16 protein-coding genes are annotated in these 14,677 nt (G+C 68.9%); 10 read left to right on the forward strand and 6 right to left on the reverse strand.

What is annotated here, in order from left to right; all coding sequences use genetic code 11:
- Positions 1 to 13 precede the first annotated feature (13 nt).
- The 4 genes from QNJ30_17355 to QNJ30_17370 all read left to right on the forward strand — a co-directional run bounded on the left by QNJ30_17355 (position 14) and on the right by QNJ30_17370 (position 3,845).
- Positions 14 to 1,174 (forward strand): peptidoglycan DD-metalloendopeptidase family protein, encoded by a 1,161-nt coding sequence (locus QNJ30_17355; GenBank protein MDJ0945238.1) that lies wholly within the window; start codon positions 14 to 16, stop codon positions 1,172 to 1,174.
- A 196-nt stretch (positions 1,175 to 1,370) separates the two neighbouring features.
- Complete coding sequence (locus tag QNJ30_17360) at positions 1,371 to 2,120, forward strand: hypothetical protein (protein MDJ0945239.1); 750 nt, start codon at positions 1,371 to 1,373, stop codon at positions 2,118 to 2,120.
- Between the two features lie 10 nt (positions 2,121 to 2,130).
- Entirely contained in the window at positions 2,131 to 3,273 is a 1,143-nt protein-coding gene (locus QNJ30_17365) for a M48 family metallopeptidase (protein ID MDJ0945240.1), read from the forward strand.
- An 8-nt stretch (positions 3,274 to 3,281) separates the two neighbouring features.
- Entirely contained in the window at positions 3,282 to 3,845 is a 564-nt protein-coding gene (locus QNJ30_17370; GenBank protein ID MDJ0945241.1) for a hypothetical protein, read from the forward strand.
- An 18-nt stretch (positions 3,846 to 3,863) separates the two neighbouring features.
- Here QNJ30_17370 and QNJ30_17375 read toward each other — a convergent pair whose 3' ends face one another.
- From QNJ30_17375 to QNJ30_17385, 3 genes are all read right to left on the reverse strand, one after another.
- Positions 3,864 to 4,988 carry a M15 family metallopeptidase gene (locus QNJ30_17375; protein MDJ0945242.1) on the reverse strand — a complete coding sequence of 375 codons (1,125 nt, stop codon included), beginning with the start codon at positions 4,986 to 4,988 and terminating at the stop codon, positions 3,864 to 3,866.
- A gap of 48 nt (positions 4,989 to 5,036) precedes the next feature.
- Positions 5,037 to 5,666 carry a hypothetical protein gene (locus QNJ30_17380; protein MDJ0945243.1) on the reverse strand — a complete coding sequence of 210 codons (630 nt, stop codon included), beginning with the start codon at positions 5,664 to 5,666 and terminating at the stop codon, positions 5,037 to 5,039.
- Between the two features lie 152 nt (positions 5,667 to 5,818).
- On the reverse strand, positions 5,819 to 6,697 hold the full coding sequence (locus tag QNJ30_17385) for an ATP-binding protein (protein ID MDJ0945244.1): 879 nt from the start codon (positions 6,695 to 6,697) through the stop codon (positions 5,819 to 5,821).
- A 206-nt stretch (positions 6,698 to 6,903) separates the two neighbouring features.
- Here QNJ30_17385 and yajC point away from each other — a divergent pair, with 206 nt between their 5' ends.
- The 5 genes from yajC (at position 6,904) to QNJ30_17410 (ending at position 10,748) form a co-directional block, all read left to right on the forward strand.
- Positions 6,904 to 7,308 carry a preprotein translocase subunit YajC gene (yajC, locus tag QNJ30_17390; protein MDJ0945245.1) on the forward strand — a complete coding sequence of 135 codons (405 nt, stop codon included), beginning with the start codon at positions 6,904 to 6,906 and terminating at the stop codon, positions 7,306 to 7,308.
- Positions 7,309 to 7,375: 67 nt separating this feature from the next.
- Positions 7,376 to 8,926, forward strand: coding sequence for a protein translocase subunit SecD (secD, locus tag QNJ30_17395; GenBank protein MDJ0945246.1), 1,551 nt, complete (start codon positions 7,376 to 7,378; stop codon positions 8,924 to 8,926).
- Between the two features lie 16 nt (positions 8,927 to 8,942).
- On the forward strand, positions 8,943 to 9,887 hold the full coding sequence (secF, locus tag QNJ30_17400) for a protein translocase subunit SecF (GenBank protein MDJ0945247.1): 945 nt from the start codon (positions 8,943 to 8,945) through the stop codon (positions 9,885 to 9,887).
- A 22-nt stretch (positions 9,888 to 9,909) separates the two neighbouring features.
- On the forward strand, positions 9,910 to 10,290 hold the full coding sequence (locus QNJ30_17405; protein ID MDJ0945248.1) for an Mth938-like domain-containing protein: 381 nt from the start codon (positions 9,910 to 9,912) through the stop codon (positions 10,288 to 10,290).
- A 20-nt stretch (positions 10,291 to 10,310) separates the two neighbouring features.
- Positions 10,311 to 10,748, forward strand: coding sequence for a GNAT family N-acetyltransferase (locus tag QNJ30_17410; protein ID MDJ0945249.1), 438 nt, complete (start codon positions 10,311 to 10,313; stop codon positions 10,746 to 10,748).
- Between the two features lie 73 nt (positions 10,749 to 10,821).
- Here the strand turns inward: QNJ30_17410 and QNJ30_17415 are convergent, their stop codons facing one another.
- Positions 10,822 to 11,427 carry a urate hydroxylase PuuD gene (locus QNJ30_17415; protein ID MDJ0945250.1) on the reverse strand — a complete coding sequence of 202 codons (606 nt, stop codon included), beginning with the start codon at positions 11,425 to 11,427 and terminating at the stop codon, positions 10,822 to 10,824.
- A gap of 202 nt (positions 11,428 to 11,629) precedes the next feature.
- Between QNJ30_17415 and QNJ30_17420 the strand changes: the two genes are divergently transcribed.
- Positions 11,630 to 12,496, forward strand: a complete 867-nt coding sequence (locus tag QNJ30_17420; protein MDJ0945251.1) for a phytoene/squalene synthase family protein — start codon at positions 11,630 to 11,632, stop codon at positions 12,494 to 12,496.
- Positions 12,497 to 12,683: 187 nt separating this feature from the next.
- Here QNJ30_17420 and QNJ30_17425 read toward each other — a convergent pair whose 3' ends face one another.
- Together QNJ30_17425 and trmFO are read right to left on the reverse strand one after the other, a co-directional pair.
- The gene (locus tag QNJ30_17425; protein MDJ0945252.1) at positions 12,684 to 13,148 is read right to left on the reverse strand and encodes a TerB family tellurite resistance protein; all 465 of its coding nucleotides are present in this window, start codon (positions 13,146 to 13,148) and stop codon (positions 12,684 to 12,686) included.
- A 12-nt stretch (positions 13,149 to 13,160) separates the two neighbouring features.
- On the reverse strand, positions 13,161 to 14,546 hold the full coding sequence (gene trmFO, locus QNJ30_17430; GenBank protein ID MDJ0945253.1) for a methylenetetrahydrofolate--tRNA-(uracil(54)-C(5))-methyltransferase (FADH(2)-oxidizing) TrmFO: 1,386 nt from the start codon (positions 14,544 to 14,546) through the stop codon (positions 13,161 to 13,163).
- Between the last annotated feature and the right edge of the window lie 131 nt (positions 14,547 to 14,677).

Raw genomic sequence — 14,677 nt, forward strand, 5'->3', positions numbered from 1 at the left:
ACCGAAAGGCTTCATGACTCTGTGCTTGGCCGTGGCCGCCGCCGTGGCCCTGGCCGGTTGCGTGCGCACCACCAAGCCAGCCGGCAGCACCTACAAGCCCAGGCCGGCGCCGGGCGTCAATGCCTCCTACGGCGGCTCCGAGGTGGTGCCCCTGCCGCGGCGCAAGCCGCGTGTGACGGCCAGGGTCCTGCGGCAGATCAAACCGAAGATTCCGAAGTCGGTAGAGACGGTAAGCGCGGCCCGGCCGGCTAAACCCTCGCCGGCGGTCCGGCCCAACCCGGACCGCGGCCGAGTTGGCTCGGCCGGAATCTACTACGTCACCGTCAGGGACACTCTTTATAGCATCTCGCGGCGCTTTCACGTGCCCCTGCGCAGCTTGATCGACGCCAACGGCCTGGAGCCGCCCTACACCCTGCGGGTTGGCCAGAGGCTGACCCTGCCGAAGGCGCGGACCTACACCGTAGTCAAGGGAGACACGGTCTACGGGATCTCGCGCCGCCACGGCGTCGACATGAGCGAGCTGATGCGGCTGAACGGGATCAAGCCGCCCTATACGATCTCCGTCGGCCAGGCGCTGCGGGTGCCGGATCCGAGCGGCCGGCCGATCGTGGTGGCGACGGCAAGTCTGGCGTCGAACGGCAGCGCTGCGGCCGCGAAGCCGACCCGGCCGGCGGCGAGCGTGGCTTCGCCGGCACCGCAAGTGCCGGCCGCCGAGGCGGCGCCCCGGCCGGTGCCGGTCGCTGCCGGCACGGGGCCGGTGCCCAGGCCGCCGCCGCGCTCCGGCAGCAAGTTCCTCTGGCCGGTCCAGGGCAAGGTCGTCTCCGGCTTCGGCGCCCAGGGCAAGGGCTACCACAACGACGGCATCAATATCCTGGCGCCCCGGGGCGCGGAGGTGCGGGCCGCCGAAAACGGCGTCATCGCCTATGCCGGCAACGAGCTGCGGGGCTTCGGCAATCTCGTGCTGGTCAAGCACGACGGCGGCTGGACCACTGCCTACGCGCACACTGACCAGATCCTGGTGAGCCGCGGCCAGACCGTGAAGCGGGGCCAGATGATCGCCCGCGTCGGCTCCAGCGGCAACGTCGCACGGCCGCAGCTGCACTTCGAGATCCGCAAGGGCGCGCGCGCCGTGGATCCGACGCGCCTGCTCGGCCCTCAGGACGCGAAGCTCTAGGCTTGGCCGAGACCGGCCCGGCTCTCGAATCCGCGTCCTTCGACCGGCCCGAAACGACGGCAGTTCACGCCGAATAGCTGGCATTCTCGCTTTTATCGTCTCTTAAGCTTCACTGGCCATAGTCGCGCCGGTTGCAACTCCCGGGCGGCGTCTTCATCCCCCCGCGCGTCCGCAGGATTATCGCAAGGAACTCGTCATGGCCGTGACCTCGATGCCGACCCCGCCGAAGCCGAACGACGCAAGCGGACGGATGGGCCGCTGGTTCGCCCTCCTCATCGTCGGGCTCGGGCTCTCCGCCTGCGTTCAGATGCCGACGACCGTACGCCTCGACCCCGCGGCACAGCCGATGCGGGGCGCCAAGGTCCTGATCATGCAACCTGACGTGGAGGTCTCGGAGCTGACCGCCGGCGGTCTGCTGGAGCCCAACGCGGCCTGGACGGCGGCGGCCGAAGCCAACATCGACCGGGCCCTGGAGAGGGTGCTCGCCGACATGGGCGCCAATTGGGTCCACATCAACCGCAACGGCAAGCTGATCCGCAGCCCCAAGGTCTCCCAGCTGGTCAAGCTGCACCAGATCGTCGGAACGTCGATCCGCCTCTACGAATACGGCCGGGTCGCGCCGTTGCTGAGCAAGCAGGGCGCGTTCGACTGGACTCTGGGCAAAGACGCCGCCGAGCTGGGCAGGGCCTACAAGGCCGACTACGCGCTCTTCGTTCACTTCCGGGACAGCTTCTCCAGCGATGCCCGTATCGCCATGAACGTGGTGAGCACCATTTTGTTCGGGCAGGCGCAAGGCGGGCTGCAGAGCGGCTTTGCGTCGCTGGTCGACCTGCGCAGCGGCAAGATCATCTGGTTCAATGAATTCTGGCGGGAAACCGGAGACCTGCGCGAAGCGGAGGCCGCGGTCGACGCCTCGAAGGTCCTCCTCGCCGAGCTGCCCTTCTAGGAGCGGAGCGATGTCAGGGCTGCAGCGACACTTGGCGTCGGCCACCATCGGCCTGCTTCTGGCAGCCTGCTCGTCGGCCAGCAGCATCCAGGACATCCGCCCGGGCGAACGGCCGAACCTCGAGACCGACGAGGCCGGTCTCTGGATGCGCGTGGACCGGGCCGAACAGGACTTGCGCGACTCCGGCCAGGTCGTCGAGGACCCGGCCTTGCAGGCCTATCTGGAGGGGATCGTCTGCAGGCTGGCGCCCGACTACTGCCAGGACGTGCGGGTTTACATCGTCCGCAGCCCCGGCTTCAACGCCAGCATGGCGCCGAACGGGATGATGGTGGTCTGGACCGGCCTGTTGCTGCGCTGCCGGAACGAGGCTCAGCTCGCCCACGTCCTGGCGCACGAGCTCGCCCACTACGTCCAGCGGCACAGCCTGAAGCACTGGCGGGATCTGCGGGACACCTCCAGCGGCATGGCCTTCGTTCAGCTCGGCCTGGGCGCGATCGGCGACCTCGCAACGCTCGGCGCGCTGGGCGGGGTCATGTCCTACGCCCGAGAATACGAGCGCGAGGCCGACCGGATCGGGATGTCGATGATTCAGCGTGCCGGCTACAGCGGCGCCGAAGCCATGGGAGTCTGGGACTACCTGGTCCGCGAAAAAGAGGCCGCCGATGATGGCGACGGCTTTATCTTCTTTGCGAGCCATCCGCCCAGCGACGAACGGCGCGACACTCTGGCCGCGTTGGCGCAAGCGAAGCCCGGAAAAGGACGGGTCGGCAGCAAGCAATACCGAAGGCTGACGGCCGGCCATCGCGTGGCCTGGCTGCGCGACGAGCTGCAGCTGCGTGACTATCCGCGCATCGAAGCCCTGACGGCACACCTTCTGGAGACCGGGGCCGCCCCCGGCCCGGTGCACTTCCTGCGCGGCGAGGCCTATCGCCTGCGCGACGAAGAGGGTGACACCCGCAAGGCGCTGGCCGCCTATCACGCCGCCCTGAAGACCCGGCAGGCGCCCGCCGAGACCTTTCGCTCCCTGGGCCTGGTGCTCTGGTCCATGGGGGAGCCGGGGAAAGCCCAGAGCGCCTTCCGGCAGTACATCCGCCGGCGGCCGGAGGCCGATGACCGCGCGATGGTCGAAGACTACATCAATCAGCTCAACTGAGGTTGGTCATGAGAGCGAAGATCTCCTGTCTGGTTCTGCTTCTGGTTCTTGCGTCCTGCAGCCCCTACCGCTTGGTCGAGCCGAAGCAGCAGATCATCGGCGAGCGCTACAGCGTTACCACCCCGATCGCCTGGACCGGCGCCGCGATACAAGGCGGCGAGACCTGGACCATAAACGGGCCGGCGCTGGACGAGCTGAACTTCTTCGCCGGCATTGGCGAGGGGCGCAGCCTGGTCTCGCCGGACGCCGGCACCGGCATTCCGCCGGCGTTCAAATCGCGGATGCGGGCCAACGAGGTCATGGAGCTGGTCACCGACAGCCTGGCCTATCTCGGCTTCAAGCGGGCCAAGGGCAGCAAGCTCCGCCCGGCCAAGTTCGGCCAGCTTTCCGGCTTTCGCTTCGAGTTCGTCTTCACCTCGGAGGACGGGTTGAAGTACGCCGGCAAGGCCATCGGCGCGGTCCACCAGGGCGAGCTGCACCTGATCCTGTTCTCGGCGCCCTTCACCCACTACTTCCCGACCTACAACCAGACCGTCGAGCAGATCTTCACCTCGATCGACGTGGTGTCTTAGGGCCGTCAGCTCCCCGCCTCAAGGCAAGGATCTCCAGAGGGCCCAGGCCCGGTCGGCGGCCTGGAAGTCGGCCTGCAGCGACGCCCGGACCGAGGCGATGTCGGCCGGCGTGATCGGCGGTGTCGCGGCCCGGCCCATGCCCGCCGGGCCGCCGAGCGGCCCCGGTCTCACCCAGCCGGCGCTCTGGATCTCCGCCGCGGTGACCGTGGCGGTGCCCGCCCAGACCTGGTCGGCGGTGCCCACCGCCACGAAGGTGCCGGTGGTGCCGCCGAGGTCGCAGGTGTAGTGCCAATCCCGCGCGGCCCGGTCGTAGCGCGCGGTCTGCCAGTTCCAGGCGCCGACGGCGGTGAGGTGCGCGGCCAGGGAGCGGCCCGCACTGGTCGTGGCCTGATTGAAGTCCTGCAGGTGGATGCGCTCGAAGTTGAGGCGGAACAGGCCGACCGGCGCTCGCAGCGCGATCGCGTCCCGCGCGTCCCACATCGCCGCCGCCGCCGGCGCTTCCTGGCGCTCCAGCGCGCTCAGCCAGTGGTTGTCCCGCCGGGGCGCAGCGTCTTGGCGCAGCCAGACGGTGCCATCGAACCCGAGGTCGACCGCGTTGCCGTAGTTGTGGTTGCTTTCGCCCGGTCCGGCATAGGACTGCGGAGGCCGAATCCGCGCCTGCTCGGCGAAGCTCCGCCGGCCGCCGTTCGGGGTCGTGCTGAGCACCAGCCCATGGGCCCGATGCATGGCCTGCACGAGATCCGCGACTCGGGCGCGGAACGCTGGCCGCAGGTTGGGGTCGGTCCGGATCGCCTGCGCCGCCGCATTCGCATCCGCGGCCGGGCGGCCGAGGTAGACCACCCGCTGACCCGAAAGCACCCGAAGGTCGCGCCGGTCGGCCGGCAGCAGGCGCGCCAGGCTGGTTTGCGTGTGGCCGCCGGGCGTGACGACCAGCGGGGCGATGGGGACCGCATCGCCGCCGTGGTCGGCCTGAAAGGCGCCGATTGCCGCCTCGGTGATCGGGCCGTAGCCGCCGTCTATCCGGCCGCCGAGATAGGGTCGGCCCTGCGGACCGTCGACCAGTCGCAGCGCCGCCTGCACCAGGGCCACGTCGTGACGGGCGTTGGGCTGGCCCGGCCCGACCGCTTGCGCCAGTGTCTGCACCTCGAACTCCTCCGCTTGAAACCGGTCTCGGGGACGCGGGCACCGCGTCTATTCGGGGTTCGGCGCAAGCTCCGGGCCCGAGGGGCCCGGGCGCCACTCCAGGGTCTCAGAAGTGACGGCTCCATCCGGTGCCACGCGACGCAGCGCGATGCCGCCCTCGATTGGCGCCATGCTGAGGACCTCGGGGCCGGGCCCTTCGACGCCCTTCTTGACGGCGACGAGCCCGCCGCCGTCGACGGTGAGTACGACGTGGGCGCGCTTCACGTGATCGAAGCCGGCGGTCTGATGCACCAGGACCGCCGGCCCGCCGACGCCGGTATCGATGACCTCGACGGCGACCCCGATGCTGTTCTCCTCGCGCCCGATGGCCCAGGCGGTCAGGGCCCGGGCCTTCTCGCCCGGCAGGAGGTGACCGAAGCTCGGATCGGCGGGGATCGGCGCGATCTCACCGCTTGGGGCGCGGAACGGCAAGGGATCGGAGCGGAGCTGGCCGCCCTCGATCCAGGCCGTGATCGTGATATCGCAGCCCTGCGCATCACAGGAGACCTCGGGCCTGGGGTCGGTGAGCGCCGGGCCTTCGGTCCCGGCGCGCGTGGGCAGGCCAGGAAACAAGGCCGGTCCCAGGGCCAGAACGGCGAGGAGGGCGATAGCGGGTCGCCGGTGCGGCGCGAGGCTCATCCAGGACCCTCTCCAAGGAATGCCCGTGGTCATGTCCCCGGCCACAGGTTCGCTAAGGGGTGTTCCGGGGCGGCCTTTGCTGCCCCTCAACCTCGGCGCGCACGATAGGCTGTCCGGTCGCGGAGTTCAATCTTGGCGGCCTGGCCGCGGCCTCAGGTCAGGGGCTTGCCCAGGCGGCCGGCGAGGTCCTGGATGTACTGCCAGGCGACCCGGCCCGAGCGGCTGCCGCGGGTCACCGCCCATTCCTTGGCCTCGGCGCGCAGCTGCTCGGCCGGCAGCTCCAGGCCGTAGTGGGCGGCATAGCCCTCGATCATCGCGAAGTAAGTGTCCTGGTCGCAGTTGTGGAAGCCGAGCCAGAGGCCGAAGCGGTCCGACAGGCTGACCTTCTCCTCGACCGCCTCGGACGGAGCGATCGCGGTCGAGCGCTCGTTCTCGATCATCTCCCGCGGCATGAGATGGCGCCGGTTCGAGGTCGCGTAGAACAGCACGTTCTCGGGCCGGCCCTCGATGCCGCCCTCGAGGACCGCCTTCAGGGACTTGTAGCTGGTATCCGCGCTGTCGAAGCTCAAGTCGTCGCAGAACAACAGGCAGCGCCGCTCGGCCTCGCGCAGGCGCTGCAGCAGGCGCGGCAGGCCGGGGATGTCCTCGCGGTGGATCTCGACCAGGGCCAGGGCCGGGTGGCCGCCCTCGGCCGCGCCGTCGTTGACCGCGGCGTGCACCGCCTTGACCAGTGAGCTCTTGCCCATGCCCCGGGCGCCCCAGAGCAGGGCGTTGTTGGCCGGCAGGCCGCGTGCAAAGCGGCGGGTGTTCTCGAGCAGGGTCGCCTGCTGGCGCTCGACGCCCTTCAGGAGGCCGATCTCGACCCGGTTGACCCGGGGCACCGGCTCCAGGTGGTCGCCCTCGGCGTGCCAGACGAAGGCGTCGGCGGTGTCCAGGGGGACCAGGGCCGGGGGCAGGGGCGCCAGCCGCTCGAGGGCGTCGGCGATCCGCCGCAGCAGCAGGGAAAGGTCCTTGGCCGGCGGCCTGCTCATCCGTCCTCTCCGGTCACGAAAGGCGCCCCGGAGCCCGCCCGCCGAGGCTGCCGAAGCCTATCGGCCGTCCGCCGGGGCGTCAACGCGGCCCCCGGCGATCCAGGCCGCTTCAAGAGCCCGTGAAGCCGGCGGCGAGGGGGTCGGAATCGTTGCAAAACCCGCTTGGAGAGCTATAGTCGCGCGCTGATTCCGACGAGGAGCCAAGTATGCTGATTTCCCCGGCTTACGCCCAAAGCGCGGCGGGACCTGACGCCTTCACGACCTTCGTGCCGCTGATCCTGATCGGCGTCGTCTTCTACTTCCTGCTGATCCGGCCGCAGCAGAAGCGGATCAAGGACCACCGGGCCATGGTCCAGGCGCTGCGCCGGGGCGACAAGGTGGTCACCGCCGGCGGGATCTTCGGCACCGTGACAAAGGTCGTCGACGACAACGAGCTGCAGGTCGAGATCGCCGAGAACGTCCGGATCCGGGTGGTCCGCTCGACGATCAGCGAAGTTCTGCGGAAGCCGGAGCCGGCGAACCGCAACGAGCAGACGGGCGATGGCGGCCAGGGCCAGGAGCCGGCCAAGAAGGGCGGCTTCAAGCTCTTCGGCGGCGGCAAGTCCCGCTGATTTCCCTGGAACCAGCTGGGGCGGGCCCCATTTCTCAGTCACAGCGCTCACGGATCGCGATATCCCCATGGTTCAAATCCCGAAATGGCAGGTGATCCTGGCGGCGGTCGTGGTGCTGCTGGGCTTGGCTTACGCTTCTCCCAACGCGGTTGAGCGCGATCTCACCCAGGACATCCCGAGCTGGCTGCCCAGCAAGAAGATCAACCTCGGGCTCGATCTGCGGGGCGGCTCCTACCTGCTGATGGAGGTGAAGCTCGAGGCGGCGCTGGCCGAGCGCCTGGACAACATCGCCGACGGCATCGCCTCGCCCCTGCGCCGGGCCAGGATCAAGTACAGCGCTGGCGTCCAGGACAACGAGATGTTCATCGACCTGCGCGATCCCGCCGATATGGAACGTGCCCGAGAGCTGATCCGCAACGATGTGCAGCTCTATCCGGTCTCCCAGGACGGTCCGCGGATCGTGATCGAGGTGCCCGAGGAGCGGCTCCGCGAGATCCGGACCAGCATCATGAGCCAGGTCATCGAGGTCATCGGGTTGCGCGTCAACGAGACCGGCCTGACCGAGGCCACGGTGCAGCGCCAGGGCGCCGACCGGATCCTGGTCCAGGTTCCCGGCGTCGAGGATCCGGACCGGATCAAGGAGATTCTGGGCAAGACCGCGCAGCTGACCTTCCACTTCGTCGATCCGACGGTCGACTTCAACGCGGTGCGGCCGCCGCCCGGACATGTCTTCATGCCTTCGGCAGAGGAAGAAAACGTCCGCTATGCCGTCCAGCGCCGGGCCATGGTGCGGGGCGAGAACCTGGACGATGCCCAGGCCACCTATGACCAGTACGGCCAGCCCGTGGTCTCCTTCCGCTTCGATTCCGTGGGCGCCAAGCGGTTCGGCAAGGCGACCCAGGACAACGTCGGCCGGATCTTCGCCATCGTGCTCGACGACAGGGTGATCAGCGCGCCCCGGATCCAGGAGCCGATCCTGGGCGGCAGCGGGCAGATCAGCGGCAACTTCTCGCTGCAGTCGGCGCAGGACCTGGCGCTGCTTCTGCGCGCCGGCGCCCTGCCGGCCGATGTGACCTATCTGGAGGAGCGCACGGTCGGCGCCAGCCTCGGCGAGGACTCCATTGCCGCCGGCGAGATCGCCTGCATCCTGGGCATGCTCTTCGTGATCATCTTCATGGCGATCTCCTACGGGAGCTTCGGCCTGATGGCCAATGTCGCGTTGCTCGCGAACCTGGTGATGATCGTCGCGGCGCTCTCGGTGCTCCAGGCGACTCTGACCCTGCCGGGCATCGCCGGGATCGTGCTCACCATCGGCATGGCGGTGGACGCCAACGTGCTGATCTTCGAGCGCATCCGCGAGGAGGAACGGGCCGGCCGCGGCCCGGTCACCGCCATCGACACCGGCTATCGCCGGGCGCTCACGACCATCATCGACGCCAACCTGACGACCCTGATCGCCGCCACCATCCTCTTCGTCTTCGGCACCGGCCCGATCAAGGGCTTCGCGGTGACCCTGGCGATCGGGCTGGTGACCTCGATGTTCACCGCGATCATGGTGACCCGCGTCTTCGTGGTCGGCTGGCTGCGCCGCACCAAGCCGAAGCTGCTGCCGATCTAGGGGCTGGAGAGCGAACATGGCACTGATCAAACGCCTTCCGACCGAGCCCAAGTTCAACTTTATCGGGCGCTATCGCCTGACCCTGGCCCTCTCCGCCGTGTTGGTCGTGATCTCGCTGGGGCTGTTCTTTACCGGCGGCCTGAACTACGGCGTCGATTTCCGCGGCGGCGTGATGCTCGAGGTGCGGACCAAGGACAAGGCCGACCTGGGGGCCTTGCGCAGCCAGCTCAGCGGGCTGGGCCTCGGCGAGGTGACCCTGCAGTCCCTGGACGAGGAGACGGACGTCCTGATCAACGTCCAGCGTCAGGAGGGCGGCGACGAGGCGCAGAACGCGGCCATCGCGATCATCAAGGATGCCCTGGCCGACACCGTCGTCGAGTACCGCCGCATCGAATTCGTCGGGCCGAAGGTCGGCGGCGAACTCAAGGAAGCGGCGCTGATCGCGACCATCCTCGCCCTGGGCGCCATCGCGCTCTATATCTGGTTCCGCTTCGAGTGGCAGTTCAGCCTAGCGGCGCTACTTGCCCTGACCCACGACGTGATCACCACGATCGGCTTCTTCGCCATCACCGGGCTGGAGTTCAACCTGGCCAGCGTGGCGGCGATCCTGACCATCGCCGGCTATTCGATCAACGACACCGTGGTGGTCTTCGACCGGGTCCGGGAGAGCCTGCGCAAGTACAAGAAGGTCCCGGTCGCCGAGGTCCTCAACATGGCGCTGAATGCCACCCTCTCGCGGACCCTGTTGACCTCGATCACCACCTTGCTTGCCCTGATCGCGCTCTCGGTCTTCGGCGGGCACGTGGTGCGCGGCTTCAGCCTGGCGCTGATCTGGGGCGTCGTGGTCGGCACCTATTCCTCGATCGGCGTGGCGACGCCCTTCCTCATGCTGATGAACCTGCGCCACAGCCAGGTCGCCAAGCCGGAGCCGGAAGGCACCGAGAGGGCAGCGGCGAGCTAGCAGGGCTGCGACCGAGGGCCCGATGGTCGAGGTCATAGAAGGCGGACCGAGGGATCGGCTTCTCGTCGAGGGCTACGGCAGCGGCGGATTCGAGGTCGGCGGCATCCGCCATAGCGGCTCCATCCTGATCCTTCAGGACCGGGTCCTGGACTGGCCCGTCAAGAGCGCCTCGGAGATCGACGAAGCCGCGCTGCAGCCGGTCCTGGATGCGGCAGGGGGCCTGGAGATCCTGCTGATCGGCAGCGGTGATCGCGTCGTGCTTCTGCCGACCGGCCTGCGGCAAGCCCTGCGCGACCGTGGCCTGGGCGTCGACGTCATGGCGACCGCGGCGGCCTGCCGCACCTTCAACATCCTGATGATGGAACAGCGTGCCGCGGCGGCCGCCCTGGTCGCGGTGGACTGACGGCGCCGGGGCTGAGCGGCATGGCCGAGAACGGGACCGAACCCAGGATTGCGATCGAGGAACCGGGGACCGAGGCCCTGGCCAGCCTCTTCGACAGACTGGGGCGCGAGAACCTCGAGACGTCTCCCTGGGACCGCCGGACCTTCACCGTGGCCCTTCGGGCGCCGGACGGCGCGCTGCTCGGGGGCGCCCATGCCATCCTCAACATGGGCCTGGTCGAGATCCGCGGGCTGTGGATCGAGCCAAGCTGCCGCGGGGCAGGTCACGGCCGGAGCGTCATGGCGGCCCTGGAGCGGGAGGCGCTTGACAGAGGGGTGACCCGGGCGGCGCTGGACACCTACGAATGGCAGGCCCGCGACTTCTACGAGAAGCTCGGCTACCGGATCTTCGGGACGCTCGGCTATCCGGCCGGTCCGCGGCGCTTCTACATGGAGAAGGACCTGACACCGCAGACCTGAGGCCGCTTGCGCCGCAAAGAAGAACGGGGCCCGAAGGCCCCGTCCCGCGGATCTTCTTGAGGGTCTCCTGCGATCAGGCGAAGCCGCCGTTCTGGGCGGCGACCATGCTGTAGAGCATGGGAATCGAAAGCAGGGTATTGGTGCGCGAGAACAGCATCGCGGTGCGCGCCGACTTGGCCTTGGTGTCGGCGTCGGCCTCGACGATGCCCAGGGCCCGCTTCTGGTTCGGCCAGATGATCATCCAGACGTTGAACCACATGATCGCGCCCAGCCACATGCCGATGCCGATCGCCGTGCTGGCTCCGCCGTCGGTGGTGCCCAGCAGGATGGCGTCGACGATGTAGCCGTTCATGGCGGCCAGGATCAGACCGGTCACGATGGTGGCCATGGCACCCCAGCGGAACCACCACAGGGCGGCCGGCGCGATCACCTTGCCGATCGCCGGCTTCTGCTCGTCCGGGATCTTGGGCATGTTGGGGATCTGGACGAAGTTGAAGTACCACAGCAGACCGATCCACATCACGCCGCTGAGCACGTGCAGCCAGCGGAACAGGAAGGCGAACCAGGCGTGGTCGAAGGACGGAAAGCTGACCGTCGCGCCGACCACGACGATGATCACCACCAGCAAGGCGATGCCCGCGAGCACCGTGTTCCGCAGATCGGAGAGAATTGCAGCCATTGGAACCCCCTAGCTTTGAGTCTTAGCCCAGGACAGCGCCCGCGTGACCTTGAGGCGCCATGGCAAAAGAGCTACGAACTGACAGGTCTCAGAGCCGATTCGGCCCTGCAACCTCGCCGGGGAAGGTAAGCGTTCCGCTTTGGCTTGCCAAGGGCATCGAAGCGGATAAGACCTTGCGATCCATGGAGAACAGGGATTTGGCATGGCGGCCGAGGCGGCGATCCGACCCAGCAGCGCGCTCGGGTATTGCGGCGAGGAGCTGCGCCGCTACGACCACGACCGCTATCTGGCCTGTCTCTTCGCGCCCAGGGCGGCGCGGGCCCATCTCTTCGCGCTCTACGCCTTCAACCTCGAGGTGGCCAAGACCCCGGAAGTGGTCAGCGAGGCCATGCTGGGGCGAATCCGTCTCCAGTGGTGGCGCGAGGCGATCGAGGGCATCTACGCCGGCAGCCCGCGCCAGCACGAGGTGGTCGAGCCCCTGGCCATTGCGGTCGCCGAGCGCGGCCTGACGCGCGACCACTTCGAGCGCCTGATCGACGCCCGGGAGGCGGATCTGGAGCCGGCGTCGCCGGGTTCCCTCGCGGCCCTGGAGGCCTATGCCGAGGCGACCTCCTCGACCCTGGTCTGGCTCGCCCTGGAGGTCCTCGGCGCCCAGGACGAGTCCAGCCGCCGGGCCGGACGGGGCCTAGGGATCGCCTGGGCCTATGTGGGTTTGCTGCGGGCGCTGCCCTTCCACGCCGGGCGCCGGCGGCTCTACCTGCCGCAGGACCTCATGGCGCAGGCCGGCCTGGAAGCGACCGAGGTCTTCGCCGGCCGCTCCCCGCCGGCGTTGCGGGATGTGGTGTCGCGGCTCGCGACGGAGGCCGGCCGCCACCTCGGCGAGGCCCGCAGGCTGCGCCCCAGCTTGCCCAAGGCCGCCGGCCCGGCGCTGCTGCCCGCCTGTCTGGCCGGGGGCTACCTGCGGATCCTGGCCAGGGCCGGGCACGACCCTTTCGATCCCAGGGTCCAGTCGCCGCAGCCGGGCCGGGCCTGGCGTCTGCTCTGGGCGGCGCTGACCGGCCGCTACTAGACGCCTAGGATCGCTTTTTGTGGTCGTCTGGGCAGGACGTGCCGTTGCATCGTGGAGCGGCGCTGACGCCGCCCAGAGGGCGAAAAAAAGCGCCCCTATGGGGCGGCCCAGATACAACGAACTTAGGAACCACCACACGAGAGCACGGTTCAGATTTGAAGCCGGTTCGGCTTCGAGTCATCCGCCTCTAGGGATCTTCCCTGCTGGCTCGGATGATCTCGTCGAGGTCGCAGTCTTCCGGGCTGATGTCGAGCTGCAGGCAGAGCTCGGCGACCTGCTCCTGTTCGCCCTCGGTGAAGACGCCGTCGGCCACGCAGAGGTGGCAGGCAATCCGCACTATCAGCCGCGCCGAGGCCGCGTCGCCGGCAAAGGCTTCGACGGCGTCCATCGCCCGCGCGTGGCCCTCTTCGGGCTCGCTCTTCAGGTCTTCGATCACCTTGTTGAAGTGGTTGATCGCATCGTGCACGTCGAAGGCCCGCAGCTGGCGCAGCTGCTCCAGGATCTGGTCGAGCCGCATGCGCTCGGTGAAGGAGACCTCGCCGTCGGCATAGGCGACCAGCGCGCTGGTCGCCATGGTCGCCTCCAGGAAGCGACGGTCGCGCTGGCGCGCCGAGCGCTTCTTCAATCCTTCGCGGAGCAATTCGAGCACCATGGTGATTGCTTCCTATTCGGCGGCCTGGGCCAGGCCGCCCAGCCAGGCCTGAAGATCGGCGAGGGCGCGCCGGCTCATGGCCTGCTTGCGGGCGCGGCCTTTGGGCTGGCGTCCCTGGCCTTTCGGCAGCGGCGGGAAGAGCCCGAAGTTGACGTTCATCGGCTGGAAGGTCTCGGCCGCGGCGCCGCCGGTGATATGGCCCAGCAGGGCGCCCAGCGCCGTGGTCTCGGGCGGCGTAGCGATCTCGCGGCCGAGGCGTTCGGCGGCGGCGAAGCGCCCGGTCAGGAGGCCGATGGCGGCGCTCTCGACGTAGCCCTCGACGCCGGTGATCTGGCCGGCGAAGCGCAGGCGCGGCTCGGCCTCGAGGCGGCAGGTCGCATCGAGCAGCACCGGCGAGTTGATGAAGGTGTTGCGATGGATGCCGCCCAGGCGCGCGAACTCGGCGTTCTCCAGGCCCGGGATCATGCGGAACACCCGGATCTGCTCGCCGTACTTCAGCTTGGTCTGGAAGCCGACGATGTTGTAGAGCGTGCCAAGGGCGTTGTCCTGGCGCAGCTGGACCACCGCGTGCGGCTTCTCGGGCCGGTGCGGGTCGGTCAGGCCGACCGGCTTCATCGGGCCGTAGCGCAGGGTCTCGCGGCCCCGTTCGGCCATGACCTCGATCGGCAGGCAGCCCTCGAAATAGGGCGTGTCCTTCTCCCAGTCCTTGAATTCGGTCTTCTCGGCGGCGATCAGGGCGTCGAGAAAGGCCTCGTACTGCGCCCGGTCCAGGGGGCAGTTGATGTAGTCCGCACCGGTCCCGCCCGGGCCCGGCTTGTCGTAGCGCGACTGGAACCAGGCCTTGTCGAAGTCGATGGAGTCCTTGTGGACGATGGGCGCGATGGCGTCGAAGAAGGCGAGTGCCTCCTCGCCGGTCAGCATCGCGATGGTGTCCGCCAGCGCCGGAGAGGTCAGCGGGCCGGTCGCCAGGATCACCGAGTCCCAGTCCTCCGGTGGCAGCCCGGCGACCTCCTCGCGGCGGATCTCGACCAGGGGCTCGGCCTCCAGGCGCGCGGTGACGGTCTCGGAGAAGCCGACCCGGTCGACCGCCAGTGCGGAGCCGGCCGGGACCTTGTGGGCGTCGCCGGCCGCCAGGATCAGCGAATCGCAGCGCCGCATCTCCTCGTGCAGCAGGCCGACGGCGTTGCCCTCGGCGTCGTCGGAGCGGAAGGAGTTTGAGCAGACCAGCTCGGCCAGGCCGTCCGTCAGGTGGGCTTCGGTGCCGCGCTGCGGGCGCATCTCGTGCAGGACCACCGGCACGCCGGCCCGGGCGATCTGCCAGGCGGCCTCGCTGCCGGCCAGTCCGCCGCCTACGACGTGCACCGGCTTGCCGTTCTGATTCAGACGCTTGTCGGACATTCTTCCCACCACCACCAACCCGACCGGCGGGGATCCGAACCCGCCCGACCGTCCGTCACTCCGCGCCTTTTGCCCCGACTTGTCAACAACAAGGCTGGCGCCCTTGCACGGCCCAGTTGCTGGACTTGGGT

This window comes from Kiloniellales bacterium, from assembly GCA_030066685.1.
Lineage (GTDB): Bacteria > Pseudomonadota > Alphaproteobacteria > Kiloniellales > JAKSBE01 > JAKSBE01.

Excerpts from the sequence above, each read along its gene's own strand:
- QNJ30_17355 (MDJ0945238.1), top strand. The coding sequence starts at position 14 with ATGACTCTGTGCTTGGCCGTGGCCGCCGCCGTGGCCCTGGCCGGTTGC.
- QNJ30_17360 (MDJ0945239.1), top strand. The coding sequence starts at position 1,371 with ATGGCCGTGACCTCGATGCCGACCCCGCCGAAGCCGAACGACGCAAGC.
- QNJ30_17365 (MDJ0945240.1), top strand. The coding sequence starts at position 2,131 with ATGTCAGGGCTGCAGCGACACTTGGCGTCGGCCACCATCGGCCTGCTT.
- QNJ30_17370 (MDJ0945241.1), top strand. The coding sequence starts at position 3,282 with ATGAGAGCGAAGATCTCCTGTCTGGTTCTGCTTCTGGTTCTTGCGTCC.
- QNJ30_17380 (MDJ0945243.1), bottom strand. The coding sequence starts at position 5,666 with ATGAGCCTCGCGCCGCACCGGCGACCCGCTATCGCCCTCCTCGCCGTT.
- QNJ30_17385 (MDJ0945244.1), bottom strand. The coding sequence starts at position 6,697 with ATGAGCAGGCCGCCGGCCAAGGACCTTTCCCTGCTGCTGCGGCGGATC.
- yajC (MDJ0945245.1), top strand. The coding sequence starts at position 6,904 with ATGCTGATTTCCCCGGCTTACGCCCAAAGCGCGGCGGGACCTGACGCC.
- secD (MDJ0945246.1), top strand. The coding sequence starts at position 7,376 with ATGGTTCAAATCCCGAAATGGCAGGTGATCCTGGCGGCGGTCGTGGTG.
- secF (MDJ0945247.1), top strand. The coding sequence starts at position 8,943 with ATGGCACTGATCAAACGCCTTCCGACCGAGCCCAAGTTCAACTTTATC.
- QNJ30_17405 (MDJ0945248.1), top strand. The coding sequence starts at position 9,910 with ATGGTCGAGGTCATAGAAGGCGGACCGAGGGATCGGCTTCTCGTCGAG.
- QNJ30_17410 (MDJ0945249.1), top strand. The coding sequence starts at position 10,311 with ATGGCCGAGAACGGGACCGAACCCAGGATTGCGATCGAGGAACCGGGG.
- QNJ30_17415 (MDJ0945250.1), bottom strand. The coding sequence starts at position 11,427 with ATGGCTGCAATTCTCTCCGATCTGCGGAACACGGTGCTCGCGGGCATC.
- QNJ30_17420 (MDJ0945251.1), top strand. The coding sequence starts at position 11,630 with ATGGCGGCCGAGGCGGCGATCCGACCCAGCAGCGCGCTCGGGTATTGC.
- QNJ30_17425 (MDJ0945252.1), bottom strand. The coding sequence starts at position 13,148 with ATGGTGCTCGAATTGCTCCGCGAAGGATTGAAGAAGCGCTCGGCGCGC.
- trmFO (MDJ0945253.1), bottom strand. The coding sequence starts at position 14,546 with ATGTCCGACAAGCGTCTGAATCAGAACGGCAAGCCGGTGCACGTCGTA.